This window comes from Lacipirellula parvula, assembly GCF_009177095.1.
Lineage (GTDB): Bacteria > Planctomycetota > Planctomycetia > Pirellulales > Lacipirellulaceae > Lacipirellula > Lacipirellula parvula.
This window is the reverse complement of the sequence record NZ_AP021861.1, coordinates 4,393,234-4,415,157: the sequence shown is the minus strand read 5'-3', so window position 1 is coordinate 4,415,157 and position 21,924 is coordinate 4,393,234. Positions and strand designations below refer to the sequence as shown.

The following is a 21,924-nucleotide window of genomic DNA, read 5'->3' as shown; positions in this document are numbered from 1 at the left end:
ATGCGCCACTCATGGTAATGTTTTAGAAACCTCGGCCATCGCTTACGATCGCAGCCAGAACTCCCAATGAACCTTTGCGAATTCTTGCAAGATCTGTTCGAGGGGAGACGAACTCGCGCGGCAGCCCCGTACGACCTGAGCGAGTCGGAATTGCAAGAAACACGCGAGTTTCTTGCGAACTTCGAGGAGGCCTATCGCCTCAATCTACCAGACGCCCCGCCGCGATTCGACGTCGAGGCGGCGTTATGGGCGACGACGCACTACTACAAAGCTTGCCAATACGCCCTCTTTCGCGACTATGGTCCGGACTTTGCCTTCACGCCCGCCAATCAAGCCATCGCAGCGTTAAACTCGCCCGAAGCCCACTACAGCGTGGACCTCGCCTTTCGTTTTCTACCCGATCTGTTGTCCTTTTGCCGATCGGCAACGGACGATCCGCTCCGCCAGGAACTGCTGGAATGGGCGCGGCAGTGGCCATTGTCATCGGTAGGAATTATTGAAGCCCCTGAAGTCGATATTGCCCCATTGCTCGGCTCTGCTAGCTTGATGCAGATGTACGCCGATCGGGCAATTGAGTCGGGCGACGTGCGTGCGATGCAAAGCGTGCAGGGGGCGCAAGCGATTGAGGAATCGCTGGGGCTGTATCAAGAACTGGCGCCTGAGCTGATGCGCCAGCTCGCATTGAACGCGATTCCATCGGAAGACGAACAAGCTGGAAACGGAGAATGACCAACTCGGACGTTTTGAGCCTCTCGCAACAACTGCGAGAGCGCGTTCTGGAGCCGATGAAACAAAGTTTCGTCGGCAAAGACGAGATTATTGACTTGCTCGGGCTATGCTTGGTGGCGCGAGAGAATCTCTTTCTGCTCGGGCCGCCCGGAACGGCGAAGAGTGCGCTCGTGCACCAACTTGCCAGCCGCATTCGCGGACGCATCTTCGACTACCTGCTCACGCGGTTTACGGAACCGAACGAAATCTTCGGCCCGTTCGACATTCGCAAGCTGCGCGACGGCGAGCTTGAGACGAATACTGAAGGCATGCTTCCCGAAGCCGACTTCGTCTTTCTCGACGAACTATTGAATTCGAACAGCGCAATTCTCAACAGCCTGCTCATGGTCCTCAACGAGCGCGTGTTTCGCCGCGGACGAGAAGCCAGGCCCTTGCACACTTTGATGGTCGTCGGCGCCAGCAATCACTTGCCGGAGGACGAGTCGCTGCAAGCGTTGATCGACCGCTTCCTCGTCCGCGTCGGCTGTTACAACGTTGCCGACGATAGTTTGCAGCAAGTGCTGGTTGCAGGCTGGAAACTCGACGGACATGCCCAGGGAAGCAGCAGCCAGGTGAGCGTCGAAGACATTCGAACGCTGCAGTCGCTAGTCAAGCAGGTCGACCTCTCCGCCGTGCTGCCGCGGTACGTCGAGTTGATTCAGCAACTTCGCCGAGCAGGTCTCGCGATCTCCGATCGGCGTGCCGTAAAGCTGCAAAACCTGCTCGCGGCAAGCGCTATCCTGTGCGGTAGGATGAAAGCGAATCAAGCGGACGTCTGGGTGCTGCGTTACATCTGGAACTCGGAAGAGGAGCAAGACGTTCTGGCGGCACTGGTGAAACAGGCGCTCGAAGCTGCCGAGGAAAGCGACTTGGCCGCCGGCCATCCTCAGTCGCGCGTCGCCGAGGCGCCAGATCCCGAACGGTTGGCCAGCGATTTGACGCAACTTGGCGACGAAGTCGCAGCCTCCGCAGGAGATTCGGCGCAGCGAAGCGTCGTGCGCGACAAGCTCGCGCTCCTCTCGACTCGCTGCCAATGGGTGACTGATCCGCGGCAGCGGGCTGAACTTGAACAAATGGCCAGCGAACTCTGGACGCGCATCGGAGCCAATGCATGACCCCGACTTGGGCCGCCTCTGCACCGCTTGAGTCGGCGCCGGCGTTCGCGCAGCTCCGCGATCTGGACGGCGTCGCGGTTTGCGTGAGCGGCGGGCGAATTTGGTTGTGCGGCCCGCAGTGGAACGATTCACTAGATCGAACGCTCCGATCGGTCATCGGCTGCGAGCGATTCATGGTGACGGCCCAGAACGCCCTCGTGCCGGTCGGCAGGCGTCTTAGCTGCGGCGAACTGCCGAAGACGGTTTGGACGTCGCTGTCGAGGTGGATCGCTCTGAGCGTTCCCCACCGTATGTTCGTTGCTTCCCGCCCCACGCCTACGACGCTCTCGCTAGTAAGAAGTAGTGAAGAGCGCGAAGCGAGTTTGCTGCAAACGACGCTCGGCGCATGGACGGAGTACGCCGTCAGAGCGCCGCAAGCCCGGCTGAAACGCTGGACTTTCGCGGTCAGCGCCGATCAATCATGCTTGATTCAAGGCGTACCGTTGCCGCCCCTGCCGGGAGTACGCTATACGCTCGCCGACGGCGTCGCCGTGCCGGCAGGCTGGGCTTGGAGCCCTGCGCTCGACGCCGCAGTGATTCGTTCCTGGCTCGGACTCAAGCCCGGCGAACTTGCCATGCTGTCGCCTGCCGGAACCTGTGAGAAGTTGCCGCCCGAGGCGTTCGTCGCGGCGACAAGATCGGCGGCACGGCTCACCGCGGAGGCCATGCCGTGACCGACGTCGACATGGCAATCCGAGAATATTTGCGTGCTCCAGACGACGGATTCTGGGAATGGCGCGAAGGCGGCGAGGCGATCGTCTGGAAGGACAACCGTACCATCGCCTTTCGAGCCGAAGTGGCGCAAGTGCTGCGGTGGTTGGCGCCGCAGGGGTTGCCTTCATTCAGCGCTATCTTGCTGCTGCTCGCCGCGACGCGCCACTCGTGGCTAGAAGATCGATCAGGCCTCGGAATCATCGCCGGCGCCTTGCAAGAATCTGCTCCTCAATCGCTGCTGTCGAACGCCTTCAGCGAACTCGACAAAGTAGCGCAGCTTGAGCCGGAACTGCGTACGCAAATTGCCGCCAAGCGAGTGCTCGTTGAAATGGCTTTGGAAGGGGCGCCGCGCGTCGTCCAAGGTTCCACGGCCGAGGCAATTGCCGAAGCAATGGACAGGGGAATCGGGGAATTCATCGACGTCGCGGAGGTGGCGGTCGTCGCCAGTAATTACGCGCCGGCCCTGCTGGCGCGAGACCTCCATCTCCTCTCCGCAGGGATTCATCGCGTCGACGCGCAGGCGTTGCGAATGCGGCTGACGACCGGAATCGAAGAGGCGCCGCAATCCGTTGAATTGGAACTCTCGCCCTCCGAGACGGCGCGGCAACTCATCTGCTCGCTCCTCAACGATGCGGAGTTCGCCGGCGTCGGCCGGATTGCCAAGCGACTGGAATCGATGACCAGTCTGCCCCGACGTCTCTCGGCGGCGCCGGAGCAAGAAGCCGGCGGCTACAGCGACATTGCGAATCGGGGACCGCTCGACCGATTGCTCGCCAGCGAATTGGCGCATGATAACAATACGCTTGCCGTGCGCGTGGCGATGAACGAGGCGCTCTACATTTGCCGCGAGTCGCCGCCGAGCTTGCCGCAAACGAACCGGGCGATTTTGATCGACGCCGGTATTCGCATGTGGGGACTTCCTCGCCTCTTTGCGACGGCGGCGGCGCTGGCGTTCGCCGCTCAGTCAGGCCGGGCGGGAAAAGTCGATTTCTTCCGCGCGAGCGACGACTTCGCCGAGCCGATTGAGTTACTCTCGCGCAGTGGGATCACCGAGCATCTCGCCGCGTTGGAGCCCGATCTCCACCCAGCCGCCGCCTTGGCCGACTTCCTGAAGCGCATCTCCAGCGACAACGTCCGGACGGAGCCGATTCTGCTCACTTCTCAGCAATCGCTAGACGCCGCCGACGTGCAGGAAACCCTCCGTCAATTGGCTCCGCCGCAGCTCTTGATGGCGGCGGTTGATCGAGACGGCACGTTTCGACTTTGGGAGCGGACGCCGCGCGGATGCAAACTGCTGCGCGAGGCGACCATCGATCTAGCGGACATTGTCTCGGCGCCAGCCGCCCTGGTCGATCGCAGCAGCACGTCGGACCTGCCGGCGATCTTCGCAGTCGCCCCCTTCCCGCTGAAACTTCCCCATGCCGTCCGCCAGAGCGAAATTTGGTGGAGCGGCCATTGGGGCGCTCTGTCGCTCACCAGTGACGGCCGCCTGATGCGCTGGACGATGCCCGCCCGCGGCGCGATGCAAATCGCCGAACGTCTCCCGATCGGCAGACTGTGGTGGGCGAGCCAACCAGACGCCGGCGATAACGTTTTCGTCGTCGCCGGCTCCGCTCACAAGCTTCATGTCTTCAGCGTTGGCCGCGAGGGTCTACGCCAGCAACCGACGCCGCTGCAACTTGGCGATTTTGGCGCCGTCGCATCGGTCTGCGCCCACAATGGCATTCTGTTCGCGTGTCGAAAAAATAAAGTGGCGGTGTTCGATCCGGCGACGGGGGCGCAACTTGATCGGCTGGCTATTCCGCATGGATTGCGTTGGCAACATGGCCGCTTCTTTCGCTTGACGTATGACGGCAAGCCTTGGCACGCGCTCTCTTACAACGGAATGTCCGCCAGATTTGAAGCCGTGCCGGTATTCGCGAACTCATCCGTGACGCTCAAGCTGTCAACCATGTTCGAATACGCCGGCGGCGACGGCCCCGTCGGCGTCACGCCGACTGGTCAGTTCTATCTTACGGCAAATGAGAAACTCGAGAGGGTCTGGCATGACCTCAGCGGCGACATTCGCGTCCTTGACATCTCGCTCGATGGCAAGCGGATTTGCCTGGCCGCGCCGCACCCAGAGCAACCGTCGAGGCTGGAGTATCGCAGCATCGGCATGCCGTTCGGAATCAACCACCGCTGCACGGAAACGGCGTTTGACGAACGCATCACGAGAAACTGCAGGGCGCTAACGCTGCGTCATCGCTTCAACGTCATCGGCATCGATTCGTCGGGCGATTTGGCGCTCCGTTCAGCGAAGGAGCAGCTCGTCAGCTTTCAGCTCGCGTTGAATACGCCAGCGATGGTCAGCCGCAGTCATGGCTTAAAGTTGCAGCGGCCGATCGCGTTCAAGCCTGTCGAAGGCTATTTCGGCTACCAATTGTCAGTCGCGCGTTGGCCCAACGGGAACGCCTGTTTTCTGGACTCTCGCGGCCTGCTGCACTTGGTTCCAGCTAACCGCAGCCTGCCTGAACTGACCCTCGTTTTGCATGAAGGCGAACTCACCGGCTGGCGTTCCGACGGCCAGATGTGGGGCAAGCCTTATTTCATCGCTGGCTCCGAGAAAGCCGGAGACGAACGTTCGGCCGCAACTTCACGCAACCTATTCGAACCAACCATTCGTTCATTCGTCCATTCAGTGCATGCTTGAACTCCCCGTCACCCTCTGTCGACGAGAATCACCGCCGCTCCCCGCAGCGGCGTGGTTGATCGCTTGCGGAGACGCCGGCAGTTGGTTGCATGAAATCGCCGCTTGGCCGGTGAACCACGCTCAAATCAAAATCATCCCATTGCGGGGCGCCGGCGCAACTTCCCAGGTTGTCGCGGCGCTGTTGATTCCGCCAACTCCCGTCGCCGCGTCGCGACGTTGCCTCCCGTTCGCAGAGACGGCGCCGCAGGTTTACGTTCCAGTTGACGCGGCAATCAAGCCGCGGCTCTCAGCCAGCGAGCTTACCGCCCTGTTGCCTCCAGGCTACGTTTATGTTTGGCAAGCCGCTGCCGGACTGACGGCAGCCGAGCCAGCGGAGATCTTGTCGCCGGCGCAGCTATTGGCGCCGCCGCAGCTCACGCCGCGCGACTGGTCGTGCGCTGTCTCGGGAATCGCCTTCGCAACGCGGCACTATGCCCTGGAACCGCTCGTCGCGCTAAGCTTCGAATCGATTTTAGATTCAGGGCGCGACAATATTGGCTCCGACGCCGAGCAGTGGCATGACCTTCCCGAGGCGCCGCAAGAGCCTCAAGGCGGTTTCTTACGGGGCGTCGTCCAAGCAGGTTTGGCGAGCGCTGGCCTCGCGTTCGTTGCTCTGGGTTCTTTGGGCAAGCTGCTGCCGACGTTCCAGCCTCCAGCGGGCGCCGCCAAAGGGAAAGGGAGTACGCATCGCTCTTCCGCATCACAGCGCTCACGGCAACCAAGCAAACTTGGGGCGTATCTGGCGGACAAGTTGGCCGGCGTCCAGAAGTCGCTAGACGACGCCCGCAATAAGGAAATTCGCCGGTTACTCCACTTGCTGCAAGACGATCCTGATCGTGGCTTGCGCTTCGCGCTACCGATCGGCGGAACGCTCCATCGCGGCTTGGCTCGGCCGAGCGGTCGACTGACGGAACGCCTCGTAAATTTCAGCCTGAGAGGCCTTGGCGGCGGAGGCGGGGCCGATCAGTGGAATATCGCAGCGGACTACCAGCGGCAACTCGTCGAACGATACCGAACTCTAGCCAACCGCGAGATGAACCTCGGGCGACATCGTCGCGCCGCCTATATTTTCGCGGAACTGCTGAACGATCTAGATGCAGCTGCCGGTGCGCTAACGGCTGGCCGCTGCTTTCGCGAAGCAGCCGTCCTCTATCGAGAGCGGTTACACCGCCCGCTCGACGCGGCTCGATGCCTGGAACAGGGAGGCCTGTGGGCCGAAGCCATCGAGCAATACTCGCAGTTACAGATGCATGAAAAAGTCGGCGAGCTTTACGAAGGCCTAGAACAACCCGAATCGGCTCGCGAAGCTTATCTCACGGCCATCGAGGAGTTTCGCCGCAACGACGACTACGTCGATTCGGCTCGCGTTTGGGAAACGCGTCTTAACGACGTCGATCAGGCGTTAGTCGAACTTGAAAGCGGGTGGCTGAACTCGGTAGCGCCAATCACATCGCTGCAACATCTGTTCTCCACGCTGAAACGCTCGGGACGACACGACGATGCGCGCAGCCGCGCCGTCGAACTCGTCGAAGAAGCGGCGGAGCGCCGCATGCAACTGCCGGTGTCCGTCGTCTTGGCGGAACTTTTTGAAAGCTACCCGGATCGTTCGACCCGCGACGCTGCCGCGGAGTCGGCGACGCGCATCATCGGCGCTCGTTTACGCGCGGCGCCTCCCGCTGAAGCCCGCCTCTTATGCTCGACGTTGGCGCGATTGGCTCCGGAAGACCTGTTGCTGGGGCGAGACGCCCGACGGTACGCCCCAGCGTCTCCGCCGCCTCGCGCATCGATCGCCGGCACAAGCGCGACGCCGCTGAAGATCAAAGCACTTCATTCAATGTCGCTCGGTTTGAAAGGCTCTTGGCGCACCGCCGCCGCCAGCGGCGACGTGCTGTTTGCGGCAGGCATCGTCGATGGGCGCATCGTGGTCTCCCGCGCCGATTCAGCCGGCAACGTCGATCGGTTCGCGACGCCCTGGCCGAAAGTCAGCGTCTTGAGCGACGCCGAGCTGATTCTCGCCGTCGACCACTTTCACCGCGATTCGGTGGGGCTTTACGTCGTCAGCGGCGAAACGCTGCCGCAAAAGATCGTATTCACTCCCACTGAATATCACCCGCAATCCGTGAAAATCGGCGCCTTGCCTGGCTCGGGACGACCGTTCGGCGCCTCGCGCGGCGGGCAAGGCAGCCTCTGGACCGTGGAGATTCGCGACGGATTCGTCGCCAGTTGCACCGACGACCAAGGACGATTGATCGGCACGATCCCCATTCCACGCGAGCTTTGCGGGCAAGGGGACGAGGTGGCTATCCCGCTGCCGATGCATGTGCGCAACGATCGACTCTACGTCGGATTCGGAAATGGATTGGTTTCACTAAGCGCCACGGCCGAAAGCCAGCGTTTTGAAACCGCGTCGCCCATCCGTTCTGTTTCCGGCTCGCACCTTTACGCGCTCAATCGGATCGCCATTGGCATGGAGCATGGCGCCGCTGTCTTGTGGGACGGCTCGGGACATCATCGCCTGATTCCCATGGCCAGCGATATGATCGAACCCGTCGTCTGCATCAATCGCGGTGGCTACGCCATCGCCGCGACGGCTGAACGCATTGAAGCGTACGAGACCAAAGGGGGCGCACTCAAGCTTGTCGCGACATTAGACAAGCATGGCGCCCCCCCTGTCGCGCTGTTGCCCGTGGTCGCCTCCGACCGTTTCATTCTTTTCGACGCGAACGGCGTAGCGACCGTGTATGAGATTTAGCCTCACGGCCCGCTTCGATAACGCTGGCAGGCGCTTGGACGACGCAGGAGCGTTGATTGATCCGCGACATCGGCGGTTCACTCAATGTTCGAGCAACGCCAAGCGATTGCTCAGTGCTGACGCCGAATTAGTTGATAGCAGTTGCGATGTTCCCAAGAAGCATTTGCAAGATGCGTTGGGACAGACTCTAGGCATCAGCGAAGCTCGCCAATTCGGGGTATAGATGTTGCCGATGACGCTATCGACAAAGTGGCAGCGGCGCATGTCCCCGTCGCCATCCACCGTGAAGCTGACTTCGCCTGTTGGGCACGGCCTGCCGAGAGATCGCTCAGGTCGCAACGTCAACGGAAAATACGGATCGATTCGGGAGAAGCGCGCAACTTCATCTTCAGTAAAAGGCCGCCGGCGAGGCTGCTGGGCATTGAGCCACATGTTGACGTCTGGCGGTAGGCGGTCTCGCATGGCATCAACGTCGCTCAGTGCGCCCGGAATGGCCACCATGCCGACGGAAAGCTGAACGCCCTGCCCTCGCAACTCGATGACCTTTGCGGCGAAGGCTACAGCGCTGACTTCGGATGGGTGAAACGTCGTCCACAGAGACAATCGCTCAAGATTGCAATCGTTGATCCATCTAACGCCGCACGACAAGTTGGTTTGCGCACTCACTCGTTGCACTTGCGGCAAATGAGAAAGACGAGTGAGCGCCGTGCGGTACCAAGATCTCGTGAGCGCTTCGCCCCACGGCGTAAACAAGATCTTCCATTGATCGCTGGTTTGTTCCGCGATCCAGTTGGCGAATCGCTCGACCGATTGCCGGTCGCGATGGAGCCGCGCGCGACTTTCTATCCGCTTGGCAAATGGGCAGTACCCGCAACTGTAGTTGCAACTGCTCAGAAAACCGCGGTAGAGGAGCGAGTACGTCATCGCCGTGCGAATTCCTCAAGGCAACTCCGAACGTATGCGGAGTAGAGCAGCGGTCCGGCAAGGTCGGAGTTTTCCAATCCAAGGGCGGTCAGACGCAGCATTCCCTGAGTCGATTGATCTAGCCAGTGGCGATGGCGCAGTTCTTCGAGCTCAGGAACGTCGTCAAACGGCGAGCCGTCGAATTGCCGCTCGTAGTCCGACAGTGATACCCCTTCCGCCTGGAGCAAGCTCATGATTAGATAGCGGCGTCGTTGTTCGTCCGACGAAAGCCGTAGGCCGTGCGTCGCGTGCGCTAATTCAGCGTCTGTTTGGCGAATCCATTCGGACAGGATCGCTCGGATTCCTGTTTGACGCACGGCGAACTTCGTCGCGTAGTGCAGACGTCGCGTGTAGGAACGCGCTCCGCATCCCAGACCAATCATGCCGTCTCGTTGGCATGTGTAAGCGACGCAGGCAGCGGAGTTGGAACGGCGGAAGCACCGCAACGAAGTCTGTTGGTAGCCGCGATTGGTGAGAAATTCAACCGCCAGTCGGTACAAGTCGTGACGGTGCTGATCTTGCCGACGTTCGATCCGATCAAGGCCCGTGTCAGGTCGAACGTACAGCGGGTAGAGGTAAATCTCTTCCGGTTCAAAACGCTGCGCCTCCGTCAGTGACGCTAGCCAGGCGGAGGCCGTTTGCGAGTCTGTTCCATAAATGAGGTCGATGTTGAGCGTCGCGAACTGCAGTTCTCGGATTGTTTCTAACGCGGCGTAGACTTCGCGACACTGCCGCGGTCTGCCGAACGCTTGAAGATCAACTGTTTCGAACGACTGCACGCCGATGCTGATTCGCTCGACGCCGAATTCTTTCAGAATGGCCAACCGGTCTCGGGTGGCAGTGAGCGGCGAGGTTTCAATCGAAGTCGGCAGCGTTGCAATCGACAGGTCGAAGCCCGACTCCACTGCCGCCAACAATCGCTCTAACTGCAGCGCCGAGAGGTAGGTCGGGGTGCCGCCGCCGATCGCAAACTGAGCAAACTCGGCCTCGGGAACCGCGCGGCGCACGATGCGAAACTGCCTGAGCAGCGTCGCGAGATAACTCTCGACTGCCTCGCCTGCCGGTTGCGATTGAGTGAATAAATTGCAAAACCCGCAGCGCATCTCGCAAAACGGCACATGCACGTAAAGAGAGAGCTGACGGACGTCTTCGTCTTGCCAGGCTTCCGCAATTGAGACCGGCGGAGTCAGCGGCCGGTATGCCGACTTATGCGGATACGAGTAGGCGTAGGCGCGTAAATCGAGAAGTTCGTCCGGCGCGTTAAGCTGAGCGTTCATAACGGTTGCTCCCAGCAAAACTCGCCGTACGGAATGGTCCAAACGACGTCGTGCCCAACGCGATGTCCTGTGTAGCCGTCCTCGCCGAAGAGCGTTCCGTGATCGGACATCAGAAACGCGTTCAGCGGGCGGCGCCGTTGACGCAGACCGTCGAGCAGCGGCTCGATTTGGCGATCCACGTAGCTAAGCGCAGCCTCTTGAGTCTCGACCGAGTCTTCCCTCGCGCCCTGCAGGTAGCCGACTGTCGGCGGATGCGTTGCCGAGAGGTTCATGAAGAGGAACAACGGTCGCGACGGCGGCTGAGACGCCAGGCAGTCAAGCGCTGTGTGAACCTGAGATCGCGTCGAGTGGATTTGCGAAACAGAGAACTCTGGCCGCCAGTGACTTTCATCGAACATCGCCGGGAAGAGGCTCCCCAGCGGCGTCAGTTTATTGAAGAAGCCGACGCCCCCGATGCAAATCGTATAGAAGCCAAGTTTCCGCAAGCCCTCGACGATGTTGCTTCCTTCCAGAACTTGCGTTTGCTCATTGAGAGTTCGGCTCCCGGGGAATCGCAGCGCAAAGGGCCGAGGCGAGGGGCCCGGCTCAGTCGGCGTAGGCCAGAAGCCGCCGAACAATGCGGCGTGGGAGGCAAACGTAAAGTTTCCCGGGCTATGGCGACGCTCCCACCCATTCGGCAGCAAGGCGGCTAAGTTCTTGGTTCGCCCGTCGCGATAGGCCCGCTCCGCGACGTCGAATCGCAACGCATCGAACGTGACCATCAAAATGTCCGCAGCTTGCGCAGTGCTGGGAGAATCAGCCATCATGCCGCCAACTCCTTGCGACCGCGCAGCCAACGCACTTCAGCGTCCCATGTTGACAGGCCCTGATGCAGCAAGCCGGGAAGATAGTCGCCAAACGCATTGGCCTCCAAAAGCGCGAACTGCTTGCCGCCCGGTCTCACCAGGACGTCGATGCCAAGCATGCCAGCATCGGGCAATTCCCGCGCTGCTGCAGCGCAAAGTTCCGTCATCTCGGGCCAGCGTCCCCCCAGATGGTGCATCAGGTCGTCTCGGCTGATCCGGACGGCGTCCAGATTCAAGTTCGTGAAGGGCGAGGCATTGGCTCGGCCGACGACATGTTGAACCTCGCCGCCGATCACTACCGCTCGCACGTCAAATGGACGGCCTAGCCAGCGTGCTTTTGGCAACCACTCTTCGACGACAAGTTCTTCTGCTGCAAGTCGATCGACCAGCCAGGCAATCTCCGCTTCGCGTCGCAGCACCTGCGGCCGCTTCGACACGTACAGCTGCGACGTCGCTCCACTTACGCAGGTCTCAACGGTGGTAATCGCTCGGATGTTGCCGTCACGCCATTCGAGCGCCACCGCGCCCATGGCCGCGTATCCGTAACGGAGTTTGAGAAACAGCCGCGCGTGTCGCTGCTTAACGGCCTCGCGAAGCTCCGCGTACGACCAGACTTGCGGAATGCGGCGAGGGGTCGGTAACTGCGACCATCGCTCAAGACACGCCAGCTTGTCGAATGCCGTGCTAACGGCCGCCGGCGTCGACATCCAGCGAATCCGCGGATCATTCCAGTCGACCGCCAGTTGATGCAGGATTTCGCGAAATCCGAAGAACCATTGTCGCGGGCGAACGATGGCCCCGCGGGCGAGCTCCAATCGTTCGATGCCATCCTGATCAAGCGGTTCACCGCTGGCCATACGAAGGGGGGCGATGCCTGCCCGCAAGATCGCTCGATAGGCATCCGCGTCCTCGCCGGGCGAATCCAACCGTACCACGCCCTCAGTGGGAGGCGGGCATCGACCGGAGATCGCATCAACATACGGCACGACGTTCACTGCGCAGCCCCCACGAGCGGCTGCCGCGACAAAGCCTTGCACGCGCCGCGAGTGACGATTGCCGACGAGCGTAATCTTGTCTTGCACCACTGCCATTACTCAGCGTGGACGATGGGCCGCCACTCGTCCTCTGGCTCTTGAGGATCTTCGGCGACGACCTCAAACGGCAACGCTGCCGTTAAAGACGCGACTTGTTCGGGGGAAGCGTAGTGGTGCGAGATGATGAGCGTCTCTAGGTTTCCATTCCTGCTCAATCCTTTGAGTGACTCGACTCCTTCCGAGTCGAGATTGCCGAGCGACAAATCGATCGTCTCGACCCGTTCGGCGATCGGGGAATTGACCACGACCGCCGCGATATCATTTGCAATCTCACTATTGGTCAGGCCTAGATAGCGGAGTTTCGGAAACAGGCTGCCTTCCAGTAGAGGTTGCAGATCCTCGACCGAGCCGTCGAAGCCATAGTTTGCTTCCCCAAGCTGCAACTCAAGATGCTCTAGCGCGGGAAAGTCGCACAGGAAAATCTCGCGGATCGTCGATCGTGAAAGCCCGCCTGTTTCCACTCCTAGTTCACGCAGCGACTGATGGGCGATTCTCGAAAACGACAAGGCCGACCCGCCGCGAACGCGAAACGTTTCCAGTTTCGGGAACGCCTTCAATAGCGGGCTGACGTCCGATTGATTAATCCACGAAATTTCGCACTCTTCGAAGGTCATCTCGCCGAAGAACAGCGCCTTGAGCGACGGCAACCGGCCAGCTACCCCTGCAATGAGCTCGACGATCTCTGCGGAATCACTGCCTTCGCACGATCCGGTCCATGCGCCAATGATCAACGCGGTAATTTGATTGGCGCCAGGCTGCTCTAACAGCGATTCCAACCGCTCGGAGATCTTGCGTTCGTCGTCATATTCTTCGCGTAGCCGGTAAGCCTTGGCAGGCCCCTTCCAGGAATCGGCGTCGTCGTAATCGATGACAGTTTGTCCTGAGAATTCGCTAATCAATTCACTGTACATGCGCGATCCTCGCACAGGGGGTTAGTAGAGGTCATGTCTCAATCAAAGGGCGATAGTCATTAGGGTCGTCGAAGCCGGCAATCCATGCCGCGGCGTGGCGGCATGTCGGCGTCTGTGGCGGGACGCGGATGATGTATTGCCGAGAGGTCGACGGGCAGAAGCAAGACATCGCCACCAAATCTTCATCATCAGGAAGCTTCACGCGGAGTAGTTGGCGCGGACCACCTGGATCGACGTCGGCGTCCAATAGTTCCGCCGCGGCGTCCTGCAAGAAGCGGCCATACCCGTAGCGATCGAGCAGCACGCGGCGACGTTCAGCGTTCCGCTCTTCTAGCAACTCGTCAATTCGAATCTCTTCAGGATGAAACGCGATGCGACGATCGACGTTCACGCCTGCCCAACGCAATTGAGCGGACGCGACGCCAACCGGCAGCATCTCCTCGTCCGTCAGCCCGCTATGAGCCAAGTCGATCCAACCGGTCACGACGAGATCCGGCGGCAGCGAGCGGAGGTTCGGACACTCACGCACGTTTAGGGCCGACAAACGAGTGATGTACGGCGGCAACTCGCGCAATGCCGTGCAGCCGCGGAGCTGCAGCCGCCCTCCTCGAATCGTTGCGTTTTGCGGCCAGCGTTCAAAGGCCCAGCATTCCGACAGATCGAGAAACCAGACGCTCAGATGCTCGGAAATCGCTTGGAGCGCTACGCAGCCCCGCAGGATTAGCGTGCCGACGGTAAGCTCCGCAGGCAGGCTCTCCAAGCGGTCGCAGCCCGTGAGATCTAACCGCGACCTCACTTCGAGTCCGTCGGGCAAACGTACGATCGGCGTGTCGCGAAGATCCAGTTCGTACGTCTTAAGACCGCGCGGCAAACTCTCGATCGGCTGGCCAGCCACGTTCAGGACGTCGACTTCCAGGTCTTCGGGAAAGTGGCTCGGCCAGGGTCTACCCGATTGAACAGAAAAGTCCAACACGCCTTCGACTCGCGCACCGGCTATTGCAGCGCCGCTGCTAATCGCCGCGTAGGCCTCGCCGGCAGTCATTGTCGCAACGGCCATGGTGCGGTCCTCAATCGCGAACAACGCGGATTTCCGCCGGCGTATACTCGCGCTGCCGCCAGACTTGATAATAACCCGCCTGAAGTTCGATTGGCCCATGCTCTTGATGGACAAGCGTCGCGACGCTCTGCGTCACGTTGAGAAATAACCCTTGATCGGCCTCGAACAGCACGGCGGCGTCGCGTTCGGCGATTCGATGGGAATGGCCCGTCAGTTCGCCTTGCGCGAGTACCAAGTGATGCAGTCTGCGTGCGCTCGAAGGGAGAGCGTCTACACGGGAAACTAACAGATCGCCGTGTCGGTAAAGGGCCATGGCAGCGTCGCTCCGCTATTGCAGCGATCGATCATGAAAAGCGTCTTTGGGCATGCTCTGCGTGACGGCATCATAGCGAAGGTCATCGCCAGAGTCTAATCGTTTGCGACGTGCGTTCAGGAACCTGATCTAACTTACCGATAACCTTTTGAAAGTTTCTCGCGAATGAGACGCTGCAGAGTGCAGATGCGATTGATTTTCATCAGCGAACTCCTGCGAAGAAAGCCTGCCCAGCGGAGCCAATTCGACCGCAGCGCACAGAATGCCGTACGCCGCCTAACGCGATTTCTCGGAACTTGCTTGAAGAGTTCGTTCGCTTGTAAATAAGGCCAGAATACTCCAGTACTCGTCGGAGAATTGAGTCGCCAGCTGTTGTCACGCGAGAAGCGGCCAAAGTGCTAGTCGAAGAGCGCGAAATCGCGCGGGCCGTTCGCGGATAACAGCCATGCCGGCAGGCCCTTGTGAAAAGTGACTCGGCAGAGGACTCTCAGCGCTGCCTAAGAATTTGCAAGATGTGCGTAAGCCACTCGGATGCTGACAGCCCGTCGCTGCTTGGCATGTAATAGCACCCAAGCGATCGAAGCAGGCAATCTTCCAGGTCAACGTCGTTCCCTGCACGTCGCACAAGGTCCGCGATGGCGTCTGCCAAAGCTGACAAATGGGACGGGTTGCGCCCCTCATTTATATACTCCCTAATGACGCCTGCTGCGTCGTGATGGTCAGCATCCCAGTCTTCGTGATAGTATGCGGAGAAGAAGTCGCGGAGCAGCTGATGGTCTTTGAATTCTGCCATCTATTTGGTAGCGAAGTGAGCACGTAGTGAGTCGGCACAGCGCAGGGATCACTCATACCGCGACGATGGCTGTAACCCGTCATAGCCAAAGCTGATGGGTCGTCGCCATGAGCAGCAACTCATGGTCTTCATCGAGATGTATGTTGGGTTGCTGGTACGCTTCTCTTGCAGCGTGGAGGAGCGCTGCTGCAAGATCGCAGCCATTGGGCGCCCGCCGAATCTGACTGAACATGCCTGCCGCAACGTGACAAACTGTTGGAACCAGCGGCGAGCAGGGGTTGCCCACTACGGCGCCTGCTCCTGCGGCGATGAACGAACCGATCAGCTTGCCGTACGATTCCCTGCTAGCCGATGAAGATTCGCAAGCGCCCAAGAATAAGACCTTGTTTCCTTTCAACGGGGCGCCGTACGACAGATTGTGACTAATTAGGTGGCGTTCCTTGAGAGTCAGGTAAGGCCCGAGTTCCGGATCGGAGTGACCGTGGCATGCAAACATCAAGAATTCCGCGCGGTTGTTCAATGCGGAAGCAATGTCCGGCTCCCCGGCAGACTCGTAGTAGCGGGACCTCGAGTTGATGGCGTGCCAGTGCTGCACCTCCTCTTTCAAGGGAGGAGAGCATGCTGGGAAGTATCCCTCGGCGTCATGTTCTAACACCACCAGGTCATCGTCCTCATTTGCCAGGCACGTCCCGAACGATCGACGATTATCAAGCAGATGAGATGACAGGTTCAACGTGAAGGCCACGTAACAAAGAAGCCCGAGCGGGGTCCCGTCCGATTCAGGTTCGCCAACTTTAGACTTCGATTCAACTCCCAGGTCTATGCTGTGGGCATTTGAGTGATCTGTAGGAACCCAGGCCATTTGCAGTGGGAGGTGATAAAGCCCTGAGTCGAGGCAGATAGTGACCCGCGTGACGCGTCGTTTCGCAGCTTGCGGTTTGGCTTCGTCGAGTGCGGAAATCTCCTTCATGGCCGGCAGGAGAAACATGTCCCACAATCGCTTTGCATACTCCAGGCTCGGCGCCATGCTGTTGTGCTCGCCGCGGATCACGAGCCGCGTCTGCTTGAGCAGAGTTTCGGATGCAAACTCCTTCGAGAGCTGCACAGCGTCGGGACCCAGAGGCGTTGCGCCCGCTTTGCCCCGGTACCACCAGAAGGCGACTATTTCCGCATCGCCTTCGTTGCCAACCAGCGCGTATCTCAAAAGCAGATGCTGCTGATCGCGGACGCTGATGCTTCTGGCAATCTGAGAAGCGGACGCCACAGGGGTCTGCACTTGAAGAGGGTTGTCCAACCAATACTGTTCTTCGACCGCTCGAGCCTGCGCGACGCGTTCGACCATCACTGACTTCACTTCTGGCGACATCTCGTCTGCGGCGAAGAGAAACGGGGGCCTCGTCGCGGTACGACCCTTCGGGTCGGCGTGCTGCGGAACGTCCTCGCTTTCGAGTAGAAACGCCCGGATGTCGGCGCTGGCTTGATCACGGCGACTCTTGTTTCGCCGCAACACTTCGCTCACCTCGCGGGCCGCGAATCGCTCAAGTTCATCGACGAGGTTATCGAAGGCTTCGCTGCTGAGCTTCGTCGACGAGGTCATCTTCTCTCTCCACTTCACCAGCCGCTGCCGTGCGAGGTTGCGGATTCTCGGCCGCAGCCGTTTCTCGAAGACGGGCATGTAGGTGGCTACGGACACGACCTGGGAGATCGTTTCGATAATCGAGCTTTGGAGCCTCGTCAGCCTGTCCTGGTGCGCCAAGTTTCCGCTTAGGACCTGCTCTGCCAGCTGCAAGGTCCAGTTGAACCGTTCGATATCCGACGCGTCGATACCGCCGTTCTTTCTTTGCTCATCTTCGATCTCTTCGCACAGCTCAACGAGTTGAGCGCCGTCACGATCCATGTCCGCTAGATTTTGCTTCGCAAAGAATCTTCCTCGATTCCAGGGGCTGTCTAGCAGTTCGTTGTAAAACTTTCTAGCCTTGTCTTGGTCGTGCTTTCTCGCAGATCCCGCAATCCAATTCTTGAATTGAGCGCTTCGATAGACGTCCATTTCGTCGTGAAGCAGGTGCTGGAGCTTATTCCGAACCGTTTCTTCCTCACTTGGAATGGGGACGTGAATCGACGTGCACGCAGCTGAGCCAGTTGTGAAGGCAGCTAATTAACCCTCGAGTGATTTCGATCGCCGCGTACTCCGACGGACCACAGCTGAGGCAGACTTCCGCCGATTCGATCGACTGCTTTAACCGTTTGCGGCACGCCTCTGCTTTACTAGCCTCCGTACCCGACTGTCGCGTGAGTTCAAACTCGTTGCGAATTTGATTGCTCTGAATATCGGCCAAACATCGCGAGACGCCCGCAAGACCGCGACGGATCCCCTGCTCGACGAGCCCATTGGCCTCGCGAAACGCGACCTGAGCTAACGCGTGATTGCCGCACCGATAGAGCAACCGACCTTTCGCGTCAAACCATCTGGCGAGCGCGTAGCAACCAAATGCTGACAGGCGGCCTGCCTCGCTCTTCAGGTCAGCGGCCAACTCTTGCGATCTACGCAGCAGTTGCAACCCCTCGGCGAGCTGCAGGTTCACGTCTTCGCGAACCATCGCACAGTAATACGCACCTACGGCGACTTCCCTATCGGCTAGTGACGCTTTGTCAAAACGCAGCGAAAAACAGCCTAATCGCCACAATTCCCCAGTCGCTTCGTCATAACGGAAGGGAACGTCGTATTCGGCGACAAAACGTTCAATCACATCCACAGCGATTAAAATCGTAATAGTCCGTTTCTTAGCGAGTGCTGGCCGGCGCATTCAGAAGCTGTAAGTTTCTCGCTACGGGGCAATCATGAGAGAGCGTCGAGATATTTCGACCGAAATACTTGCAGGTAGATAGGGCCACGGTATCATCTAGTCGGCTCGTGTGGTACCTGCCGGCGCCGCAATCGACCAGCAGGGCGAAAGCGATCTCGCAAAAGAATTGTGCGGAGCAGTACGATGTCGATGTCAGATAGGATCGATAAGTTTGTTGAGCAGTGGAAGCAGGACCCGCCGACGTCGATTGGCGATGCCTTGGCCAAATGGGAGATGATCAACAAGCCGCCATTCGCAGGCCACTCGTCGCAGCCAAGCAGCACCCGACCTGGTACTCCGCCCGATAACGCTCCTGCCGACAAGGCGCTGACCCTGATGGAGGCGCTAATTAAACGTATTTCCGATCTCCGCCACTCTGCGGGCGCGACGGGGAAGGAAAAATGATCGTTCGCGTCGAGCTGATGGCGATCTTTCTCATCGGCCCAAGGATGGGACCGGTCAGCGTATCGCAGGTGGAACGATATAAGCCCGCACTAGTCAGGCTGTTCCACGCTTGCGATCGGTTGCAACAGTGGCGTGCGGGTGGCGGAGATTTAGGAATCTTCGCTTCTGAGCACAGCTTCGTTCACGAAGTCACAACAGGCTGGGCGAGTTCTACAGACGATGCGCGGTGGGAACTAGTGCGGCCTACAGGCTTCCCTCGATCGGGACAGATCGCCGATCAGTGGCATAGCTCCGACTTCGTCCTGTCGCTGGCGGGAAACGAAGCGACATTCGCATGTTGATGCAAGGATCAATTGCCGTTAATTCGGCCGGGCTCAAATTGCCGAGCGCTCGTTTACGATTCTAAGCAAGATGCCGTACAAGTGCTCGCAGGTATGGTATTATATTGCCCCGTGTATATCTTTAATCCGTTTGACCAGAGGGGCGTTGCGTGGGATCTAGCGAAGGACATCGACAGTATCCCAGTCGCTGAGACGTTCGCGGAGTATCTGATCCCGAAGAGTTCGAGGGCTAGCCAACCGTATTTTGAAGACGCCCCACGATTGCTTTTAGCCGCTGTGTTGGAAGTATTTATTAGGGTATGCCCAGGACGATGGACGTTTCGACAATTGCTGCTCGTAATGCAGTCAATCGAGCGGATCGAACAAGTCGCCGCGAAGAATCAGGACTCTTACGAATCGGTACAAGCGGTGCTCGACAAAATCGGTCCGCGCGGCCATGGCAATCTCCTCTCAACCATAGTCTCCAAGCTGCGCCCCTATAAAACAATCGCTGCCTGCTGGGACGGAGCGTCGGCAAGCATTTCCGTCAAGCGTTGGTTGCATGAACCATCGATCATTGTGCTTGGCAACTACGAACCTGCACGCGCGGAGATCAATCGTTTGGCAAGTTTGTTCGTCGATCGACTCTCTAAGGAGATTCTTTCATCCCCCGAAAATAGTGACAGCCGGACTTGGCTTTATCTGGACGAGCTTACCGAGGCGGGGGAGCTGCAGGGTATCGACTCTCTCGTCCTACGGGCGCGAAGCAAGGGGTGTGTTTCGGTGCTCGGATTCCAGGATATCGGGGCGCTCTACAATGTATACGGCCGTGAGCAGGGCGAAGCGTTTGTCGCCCAATGCGGAAATCGTCTCTATCTGCACCTAAAGAGCCATGAAACCGCGCAATGGGCGAGTCGTTCGATCGGCCAACGCCAGGCGTTCGTCGAATCAGACGGTCATGTGGGAGGTGCTGAGTACGTCGTCCCGCCAGAGCATTTCTACAAAGCTTCCCGAAGCGAACCTCCATAGTTCAGGCGTGCATGGTATCTACATGAACGGATCGCTAGGGTGCTGGACGGCTCACCACTCGCCAAAGGATTTGAAAGAACGCTTGCCGCAAGCAGATTCACATGTTGAGCGATTCAAACTAATCGACAGCGCGCGATGTGAGATCCGTCCCTGGTCTGAAGATGATGCTCGGATGTTCGGGATCGCGTATTTGCCCAGCCGCGCTGCCGATCAGACACACGACACTGACGACCGCGAGGACGATCCGCTTGCTGGAGTTGGGCGTGTGAAGCCGTAGGTCGGTTTCATAACGACACTCAGAATCATTGGCATCGCAGGTTCAATCTAGAGCTAAGTCCCCGCGAAAGCAGCATCGCGGTAATTGGCTCAACCAAGAATCGTAATTCTTTCCACTTCGCCGCGAGTGATCCTTTCGTCGCGGCGATCGTATAGACGGCTTGTGCGCGGATCGGCGTGCAGGCGACGGATACCGTCACTCAGTTGTGTTGTTCAACGCCGACGACGCAGACGCGATCGAGATCGGGGGTATTCGCTCAAAACGCACCGGAGCTATCTATGAATCCCACCACGATCTGCTGGCAGAATTCGCGAGTTAAGACGGAGCGTTCGCCACTGACGACTCCACCTCCGATTGAAGGCTCCCAAGTAGACGCCCCCACCGGTTTGAGCGCGCAGCACGCGCCAGCGGGCTGGTGACTACGCGGGACTTAGCGCCACTTCCGTCTAATTTGGCTTACCCGCCCTACTTAAGATAAGTTTGAGTAAGGACTGAATCTGTGTCAGGATCGTCTCCTAAACCATTGTTCTATAGGAGAACGCTTATGACTATTGAAACTGAAACTACATCAATCTCTTCCGAACGGAAGAGTCAAGAACCTAGAGACCCAGTGCACATCATTCGAGAAGGCGCCATCGCCGCCTCGATATGGAAGCGACAGGGTCCTTCAGGGTTCGCTTATTTCGACTTTACGCTGTCCCGGTCCTGGAAAAGCGCGTCGACTGAGCGTACCGGCTATTCGAAAAACTATTTCTCTCGCAACGTCGAAGAGCTTATTTCCGTCAGCCGTAAAGCCGCTGATTGGATTGCTGAGCACGAGCAGAAGGATTCCCTTCAGGCTTCGGCCTTGGCCGCCTAGAAGAAGCGACATTCGGGAGGGACAGGTTTTCCTGGCCTTCCCCTTCAAGCTGTAGTAGAATAACTATATGGCTACTCAACTTCATCTATCGCTTACTCCTGACGCGGAGGCTCGCCTAATCGCCAAGGCAAAGGCTTGCGGCGAGGAACCGGAGCGGCACGCGGAGAAGCTTCTCAGCAGCGCCTTGATGTCTACGTCGTTGGACGAAGTGCTCGCCTCCTTCCGCCAGGCCGTCTCTGACAGCGGAATGTCCGACGACGAATTAGACTCCTTCTACGAAGGCTTGCGAGATAAGGTATGGCAGGAGAGCCACCCCAAAAAGAGCGCGTAATTGTCGTCTACGATTGCATGCTCTTTTTCCGTGCGGCGGCTCGACCCGACAGGGGCTCACGCCTATTTCAGTTGATTGACGCGCGAGCGGTAACCCTAGCGTTGAGTCGAGAAATCGTCGTGGAGATCCGCGACGTCCTAACTCGCCCAGAGCATCTCGACAAGTTTCCGGCGCTTACCCAGGCCGCCGTTGACTTCTTCTTGGATCACTTGCTGTCGCTCGCTCGCTTCTATCCTCTTGTACCGTCGCATTATCATTTGGAGCGAGACCCGAAGGACACCAAGTATATCAATCTAGCTATTGAGGCCGCAGCAGATTGGCTTGTCAGCTGGGATAAGGATCTGCTTGAGCTTTCTAACAACGAGTCCCCGACGGGGCGCGACTTTTCGAGCAAATATCCTCAGCTACGCATCGGCACTGGCGAGGATTTTTTACGGCATCTCGACTGATGCCGATGGCCTGCGCCGGGCTTTTCAAATGTAAGCTCA

At 59.0% G+C, this 21,924-nt stretch carries 20 protein-coding genes; 10 read left to right on the top strand and 10 right to left on the bottom strand.

The features are described from left to right. Positions 1 to 66: 66 nt before the first annotated feature. Genes PLANPX_RS17290 through PLANPX_RS17270 form a run of 5 tightly spaced genes read left to right on the top strand, consistent with a single transcriptional unit; the run spans position 67 to position 8,119 of the window. Positions 67 to 729, top strand: coding sequence for a hypothetical protein (locus tag PLANPX_RS17290; RefSeq protein ID WP_152099940.1), 663 nt, complete (start codon positions 67 to 69; stop codon positions 727 to 729). Beyond that, positions 726 to 1,883 carry an AAA family ATPase gene (locus PLANPX_RS17285; protein WP_152099939.1) on the top strand — a complete coding sequence of 386 codons (1,158 nt, stop codon included), beginning with the start codon at positions 726 to 728 and terminating at the stop codon, positions 1,881 to 1,883. Before PLANPX_RS17290 ends, PLANPX_RS17285 begins: the two co-directional genes overlap by 4 nt. After that, positions 1,880 to 2,596: a hypothetical protein gene (locus PLANPX_RS17280; protein WP_152099938.1), complete on the top strand. Its 717-nt coding sequence runs from the start codon at positions 1,880 to 1,882 to the stop codon at positions 2,594 to 2,596. The genes PLANPX_RS17285 and PLANPX_RS17280 overlap by 4 nt, the downstream gene beginning before the upstream one ends. After that, entirely contained in the window at positions 2,593 to 5,328 is a 2,736-nt protein-coding gene (locus tag PLANPX_RS17275) for a hypothetical protein (RefSeq protein ID WP_152099937.1), read from the top strand. Before PLANPX_RS17280 ends, PLANPX_RS17275 begins: the two co-directional genes overlap by 4 nt. After that, positions 5,321 to 8,119: a hypothetical protein gene (locus PLANPX_RS17270; RefSeq protein ID WP_152099936.1), complete on the top strand. Its 2,799-nt coding sequence runs from the start codon at positions 5,321 to 5,323 to the stop codon at positions 8,117 to 8,119. The genes PLANPX_RS17275 and PLANPX_RS17270 overlap by 8 nt, the downstream gene beginning before the upstream one ends. Positions 8,120 to 8,200: 81 nt before the next feature. Here PLANPX_RS17270 and PLANPX_RS17265 read toward each other — a convergent pair whose 3' ends face one another. The 10 genes from PLANPX_RS17265 to PLANPX_RS17225 all read right to left on the bottom strand — a co-directional run bounded on the left by PLANPX_RS17265 (position 8,201) and on the right by PLANPX_RS17225 (position 18,119). Beyond that, positions 8,201 to 9,043, bottom strand: coding sequence for an STM4011 family radical SAM protein (locus PLANPX_RS17265; RefSeq protein WP_152099935.1), 843 nt, complete (start codon positions 9,041 to 9,043; stop codon positions 8,201 to 8,203). Beyond that, the gene (locus PLANPX_RS17260; protein ID WP_152099934.1) at positions 9,040 to 10,359 is read right to left on the bottom strand and encodes an STM4012 family radical SAM protein; all 1,320 of its coding nucleotides are present in this window, start codon (positions 10,357 to 10,359) and stop codon (positions 9,040 to 9,042) included. Before PLANPX_RS17260 ends, PLANPX_RS17265 begins: the two co-directional genes overlap by 4 nt. Further along, a complete protein-coding gene (locus PLANPX_RS17255; RefSeq protein ID WP_232536156.1) occupies positions 10,356 to 11,165 on the bottom strand; it encodes an STM4013/SEN3800 family hydrolase in 810 nt (269 codons plus the stop codon). The genes PLANPX_RS17260 and PLANPX_RS17255 overlap by 4 nt, the downstream gene beginning before the upstream one ends. After that, positions 11,162 to 12,286, bottom strand: coding sequence for an STM4014 family protein (locus tag PLANPX_RS17250; protein WP_232536155.1), 1,125 nt, complete (start codon positions 12,284 to 12,286; stop codon positions 11,162 to 11,164). Before PLANPX_RS17250 ends, PLANPX_RS17255 begins: the two co-directional genes overlap by 4 nt. A gap of 8 nt (positions 12,287 to 12,294) precedes the next feature. Further along, on the bottom strand, positions 12,295 to 13,209 hold the full coding sequence (locus tag PLANPX_RS17245; RefSeq protein WP_152099932.1) for an STM4015 family protein: 915 nt from the start codon (positions 13,207 to 13,209) through the stop codon (positions 12,295 to 12,297). Between the two features lie 31 nt (positions 13,210 to 13,240). Continuing rightward, entirely contained in the window at positions 13,241 to 14,266 is a 1,026-nt protein-coding gene (locus PLANPX_RS17240) for a DUF6745 domain-containing protein (RefSeq protein WP_152099931.1), read from the bottom strand. A 10-nt stretch (positions 14,267 to 14,276) separates the two neighbouring features. Next, entirely contained in the window at positions 14,277 to 14,501 is a 225-nt protein-coding gene (locus PLANPX_RS17235; RefSeq protein ID WP_232536154.1) for a hypothetical protein, read from the bottom strand. A gap of 565 nt (positions 14,502 to 15,066) precedes the next feature. After that, a complete protein-coding gene (locus PLANPX_RS28480) occupies positions 15,067 to 15,372 on the bottom strand; it encodes a contact-dependent growth inhibition system immunity protein (RefSeq protein WP_172992135.1) in 306 nt (101 codons plus the stop codon). Between the two features lie 79 nt (positions 15,373 to 15,451). Beyond that, positions 15,452 to 17,419, bottom strand: a complete 1,968-nt coding sequence (locus tag PLANPX_RS17230; RefSeq protein WP_152099929.1) for a CHAT domain-containing protein — start codon at positions 17,417 to 17,419, stop codon at positions 15,452 to 15,454. Between the two features lie 46 nt (positions 17,420 to 17,465). Further along, positions 17,466 to 18,119 carry a hypothetical protein gene (locus PLANPX_RS17225; protein ID WP_152099928.1) on the bottom strand — a complete coding sequence of 218 codons (654 nt, stop codon included), beginning with the start codon at positions 18,117 to 18,119 and terminating at the stop codon, positions 17,466 to 17,468. A gap of 240 nt (positions 18,120 to 18,359) precedes the next feature. On the opposite strand from PLANPX_RS17225, the gene PLANPX_RS17220 reads away from it, so the two are divergent. The 5 genes from PLANPX_RS17220 (at position 18,360) to PLANPX_RS17205 (ending at position 21,885) form a co-directional block, all read left to right on the top strand. Beyond that, positions 18,360 to 18,620 (top strand): hypothetical protein, encoded by a 261-nt coding sequence (locus PLANPX_RS17220; protein WP_152099927.1) that lies wholly within the window; start codon positions 18,360 to 18,362, stop codon positions 18,618 to 18,620. Between the two features lie 434 nt (positions 18,621 to 19,054). Beyond that, the gene (locus tag PLANPX_RS17215) at positions 19,055 to 19,969 is read left to right on the top strand and encodes a type IV secretory system conjugative DNA transfer family protein (RefSeq protein WP_232536428.1); all 915 of its coding nucleotides are present in this window, start codon (positions 19,055 to 19,057) and stop codon (positions 19,967 to 19,969) included. An 821-nt stretch (positions 19,970 to 20,790) separates the two neighbouring features. Beyond that, on the top strand, positions 20,791 to 21,105 hold the full coding sequence (locus PLANPX_RS17210; protein ID WP_152099925.1) for a hypothetical protein: 315 nt from the start codon (positions 20,791 to 20,793) through the stop codon (positions 21,103 to 21,105). Between the two features lie 67 nt (positions 21,106 to 21,172). Next, positions 21,173 to 21,436, top strand: coding sequence for a hypothetical protein (locus PLANPX_RS27445; protein ID WP_172992133.1), 264 nt, complete (start codon positions 21,173 to 21,175; stop codon positions 21,434 to 21,436). Continuing rightward, positions 21,403 to 21,885, top strand: coding sequence for a putative toxin-antitoxin system toxin component, PIN family (locus PLANPX_RS17205; protein WP_152099924.1), 483 nt, complete (start codon positions 21,403 to 21,405; stop codon positions 21,883 to 21,885). The genes PLANPX_RS27445 and PLANPX_RS17205 overlap by 34 nt, the downstream gene beginning before the upstream one ends. Positions 21,886 to 21,924 lie beyond the last annotated feature (39 nt).

Bases quoted from the DNA above. Each gene is read 5' to 3' on its own strand.
- PLANPX_RS17205 (WP_152099924.1), top strand. From the start codon at position 21,403: ATGGCAGGAGAGCCACCCCAAAAAGAGCGCGTAATTGTCGTCTACGAT.
- PLANPX_RS17240 (WP_152099931.1), bottom strand. From the start codon at position 14,266: ATGGCCGTTGCGACAATGACTGCCGGCGAGGCCTACGCGGCGATTAGC.
- PLANPX_RS17245 (WP_152099932.1), bottom strand. From the start codon at position 13,209: ATGTACAGTGAATTGATTAGCGAATTCTCAGGACAAACTGTCATCGAT.
- PLANPX_RS17270 (WP_152099936.1), top strand. From the start codon at position 5,321: ATGCTTGAACTCCCCGTCACCCTCTGTCGACGAGAATCACCGCCGCTC.
- PLANPX_RS28480 (WP_172992135.1), bottom strand. From the start codon at position 15,372: ATGGCAGAATTCAAAGACCATCAGCTGCTCCGCGACTTCTTCTCCGCA.
- PLANPX_RS17260 (WP_152099934.1), bottom strand. From the start codon at position 10,359: ATGAACGCTCAGCTTAACGCGCCGGACGAACTTCTCGATTTACGCGCC.
- PLANPX_RS17290 (WP_152099940.1), top strand. From the start codon at position 67: ATGAACCTTTGCGAATTCTTGCAAGATCTGTTCGAGGGGAGACGAACT.
- PLANPX_RS17255 (WP_232536156.1), bottom strand. From the start codon at position 11,165: ATGATGGCTGATTCTCCCAGCACTGCGCAAGCTGCGGACATTTTGATG.
- PLANPX_RS27445 (WP_172992133.1), top strand. From the start codon at position 21,173: ATGGCTACTCAACTTCATCTATCGCTTACTCCTGACGCGGAGGCTCGC.
- PLANPX_RS17280 (WP_152099938.1), top strand. From the start codon at position 1,880: ATGACCCCGACTTGGGCCGCCTCTGCACCGCTTGAGTCGGCGCCGGCG.
- PLANPX_RS17285 (WP_152099939.1), top strand. From the start codon at position 726: ATGACCAACTCGGACGTTTTGAGCCTCTCGCAACAACTGCGAGAGCGC.
- PLANPX_RS17210 (WP_152099925.1), top strand. From the start codon at position 20,791: ATGACTATTGAAACTGAAACTACATCAATCTCTTCCGAACGGAAGAGT.
- PLANPX_RS17230 (WP_152099929.1), bottom strand. From the start codon at position 17,419: ATGGACGTCTATCGAAGCGCTCAATTCAAGAATTGGATTGCGGGATCT.
- PLANPX_RS17265 (WP_152099935.1), bottom strand. From the start codon at position 9,043: ATGACGTACTCGCTCCTCTACCGCGGTTTTCTGAGCAGTTGCAACTAC.
- PLANPX_RS17220 (WP_152099927.1), top strand. From the start codon at position 18,360: ATGTCGATGTCAGATAGGATCGATAAGTTTGTTGAGCAGTGGAAGCAG.
- PLANPX_RS17215 (WP_232536428.1), top strand. From the start codon at position 19,055: ATGGTATTATATTGCCCCGTGTATATCTTTAATCCGTTTGACCAGAGG.